The sequence below is a fragment of the Ruegeria sp. CL6 genome (assembly GCF_056536465.1).
Window position 1 is genome coordinate 1 of record NZ_JBQFPR010000027.1, and the last position, 3,295, is coordinate 3,295.

Below are 3,295 nucleotides of genomic sequence, written 5' to 3' on the forward strand. Positions count from 1 at the left end.
GCGAAGATGGACCCGAGCTGATCCAAACCGAAGGTTTGGCTTCGGTACTTTTCACTGATGTGGAGGGCAGTACAACCTTGGCAGAGGCGTTGGGCGATCAGCGTTGGTCGGTGCTGATCGAAAACCACTTCCAAGTCTTGGCGGCGATCATTGAAAAGCATGATGGCCAGTTCGTGAAATCCCTTGGAGACGGAACGTTGTCCGTCTTTCCGTCCGCGAGAGAAGCACTAACGGTCGCTGTCAAGATTCAGAAGGCCATTGCATCGGTATCCGGCGAGCCATCTTTCGGTGTTCGGATTGGGATTCACACTGGTGATGTCGTGCAATCTCGTGGAGATTTTTTCGGTACAGTCGTCAACAAAGCGTCACGCATAACGATGGTTGGTGCGGCGGGCGAGATACTCGTTTCAGATGCGACTCGTGCCATGGTCGGAGGGCGCACCGATTTCTCATTTTCTGAAATAGAACCTAGACTCCTGAAAGGTCTACGCGGTCACCACGTCTTGTATCGGTTGGAGTGGCAAGATTGAGTTTGCGGCTGCTCTAACACCGAAAACCCACACAGATATCCAGTAGAGCAAAGTCGTAAAACGTCTTTTGGTTCGCAGCACACCTCATATCGCCAGCAGTTCCCGATGAATTGCGACCATCGCCCAGGTGTCGCGCGTACAATACGCAACAAGATCAGCATATACCTTAGGGCTGCAAGCGCAGTGGGAGAATTGAATTTGATGTGTCCTTGAAGTGAATTAGACTAAGAACCAACTGTTCAGATAGCTCATTAAGAGGACATCATGGCAGCTCCTTTAGTCCAAAACTAGGAACTGACCGCCGCCGTTAAGGACATAGCCGATTGGCTGGTTCAACAGGGCTTGGAGAATGCGCCAGTGGAACTCTGGCTTGAGGCATTCTGCCACCGTCTTGTTTCAGCAGGAATTCCACTTCAAAGAGCGAACATCACTGTTCGCGCTCATCATCCCGAGATTGGGACTGTCGCTTTTCGCTGGCACAGGGATGGCGGTCATGAGCGAGAGAACTTTGTCCGAAGAACGGATGCGCCTGAGGAATACATTCTAAGCCCGATTTACTATCTTTTGGCAAACAACGTTGAAGAGATCAGACAAGATCTGACAGTCGAAGAACCCGCGCTCAACTTTCCGATCTTCGACGAACTTCGCGAGCGCGGTGCAACTGACTACTTCGATGTTAAACGGTTTTTCCTTATTCAGGACAATACTACGCCAGTCGATCCAATGCAGGCCTATGAAGGTGCTATAATCTCGTTGACAACCGACGCGAGCGGGGGCTTCACAAGCGAGCAACTTGATGGTTTGCGTCAACTGATTTCTCCACTTTGCCTGACGCTGAAATGTGGGGCGAACCGATTGATGGCTGAAGACATTACAGCCGCGTATCTGGGCAAAGACGCCAGTAGGCGCGTTCTTTCCGGGGACATCACCCGAGGTTCATCGGAAACTATTTCAGCGGTGATTTGGTATTTTGACCTGCAAGGATTTACCAAATTGTCAGAAGCGCTTCCGGGGGACTCAATCATAGAATTGCTAAACGACTACTTCGCGGAAGCTGTTGAAATAGTCGAACGCAATGGCGGTAATGTTCTTAAATTCATGGGGGATGGAATGCTTGCCATCTTCGATATTAATCAAGTTCCGGACGCTCGCCGCGTCGCAATTCACGCGGCAACAGAGTTGCGAGATACCTTTGAGGAACTCAACCAACGACGGCAAGCTGATGGTTTGCCAACGACCGGCTTCACTCTCTCGTTGCACGCAGGCGATGTTCTTTACGGCAATATTGGTGGTAGGTCTCGCTTGGATTTCACTGTGGTCGGCCCAGCGGTAAATACAACTTCGCGCATTTTAGGTATGTGCAGCGCGCTTGATCAGAACATTGTGGTTTCCGACAAGGTGGCGGGCGATTTGGTGGGCTCCGTTCCAAGTCTTGTTTCCCTGGGGCAATACAGATTGCGCGGTGTTGCTGAAAGACAGGAGCTGTTCACGATAGACTAACTGCCGCTACTTGGAAGCTGCCGCAATGGGGTGTTGACCTGCGTCAAAGCAAAGGTAGCCGGATTGCTACTAGGTTGGTTTGCACATGGAACAAAACTGTTGGATCAAGCACCCGCGCAGAGCGGTATTCTTGGTCATAGTGATTGCATTGTCAGGGTGCACGGGCAGGCACCACCAAGGCAATTGGCATGGCCACGGCTTAGAAGGTTGCTATGGACCTCACCACGACGTTGATCGCGAGGTCCATTGCCGAGCGCTCGAGTGAACGTGAGCCATACGCGACGCAACTCACAAAACGTTTGGTGACCAGTGTTATTTGGATTGAGATTCAGATCTTGTATCGAAACTGCCCGTTTGATGCTCAGTCCGGTAATATTGAAAAGTTTGGCCTTGGCACAATATCTTTGTAGTCCCATGAGGAAGCGGAGAAGAGACCAATGAAACGACGCGAATTTTTACTAGCGGGTGCAGCAGCAGTGTTAGCCACTCCTTCCGTCGGACAAGAAGCCCCACTCATCAAAGTGTACAAGACGCCAACCTGCGGCTGTTGTGCCGCATGGGTAGATCACCTGATTTCCGCAGGATTTCGCGCCGATATGCTAGACGTGGGGCAGGAGCAGCTGTGGTCGCTTAAAGAACAAATGAAAATCTCAGATGAGCTTTCCAGTTGCCACACTGCAGTTGTTGGGGACTTTTTTGTCGAAGGTCATGTCCCGGCAGAAGACATCTATCGACTTTTGTCCGAACATCCTGAAGGCCTCGGCCTGACAGTTCCGGGCATGCCAATGGGATCACCCGGCATGGATTTTTCAGACGAACGAGAGCCCTATGAAACCTTGCTTGTTGGTCTGGATGGGACGACGAGTGTGTTTGCTCGACACAGCTGAGCGATTGGATGAAGGACAATCAGACTTTCTAGATCCGTGCCCAGCATTTGTTTGCTCTGATCTCAAAAGGATTCAGCTGCAACCGTTGTGTTTTTTCCACATGGCTGGGTCGTGGCCTTCAGGCACTGTGGAGCACGGGTCGTTCGCATACCCTCTTAGAATGCTGTACTGTTGGATTTGATCTGCGCTCAACAGTGGTGTTGTTTGCAGGTGCCGGGACAGATGAACCATTCGCAATTTGGCCCTGACAGCTTCGGTCGCTTCAACAAGTTTGTATAGCTCGGCTAAGTCTAGCTGGTCACCGGCTAACGCTTCGCTCAACGCCGCTTCGGCCTCAATAAACCGTTCGCCTGCAACGATTGCCTGTTCGCGCATTTC

Annotated in this window: 4 protein-coding genes; 3 read left to right on the top strand and 1 reads right to left on the bottom strand. The window is 51.3% G+C overall.

The genetic code is table 11. The features are described 5' to 3' along the window. The 3 genes from ACR0LH_RS21575 to ACR0LH_RS21585 form a co-directional block, all read left to right on the top strand. The coding region (locus ACR0LH_RS21575; RefSeq protein WP_480722420.1) for an adenylate/guanylate cyclase domain-containing protein at positions 1–530 on the top strand (530 nt) is incomplete at its 5' end. 357 nt (positions 531–887) lie between these two features. Further along, the gene (locus tag ACR0LH_RS21580) at positions 888–2,030 is read left to right on the top strand and encodes an adenylate/guanylate cyclase domain-containing protein (RefSeq protein ID WP_480722421.1); all 1,143 of its coding nucleotides are present in this window, start codon (positions 888–890) and stop codon (positions 2,028–2,030) included. Positions 2,031–2,467: 437 nt separating this feature from the next. Beyond that, positions 2,468–2,917, top strand: coding sequence for a DUF411 domain-containing protein (locus ACR0LH_RS21585; RefSeq protein WP_480722422.1), 450 nt, complete (start codon positions 2,468–2,470; stop codon positions 2,915–2,917). Positions 2,918–2,989: 72 nt separating this feature from the next. On the opposite strand, the gene ACR0LH_RS21590 is transcribed toward ACR0LH_RS21585, so the two are convergent. Beyond that, the coding region (locus tag ACR0LH_RS21590; protein ID WP_480722423.1) for a hypothetical protein at positions 2,990–3,295 on the bottom strand (306 nt) is incomplete at its 5' end.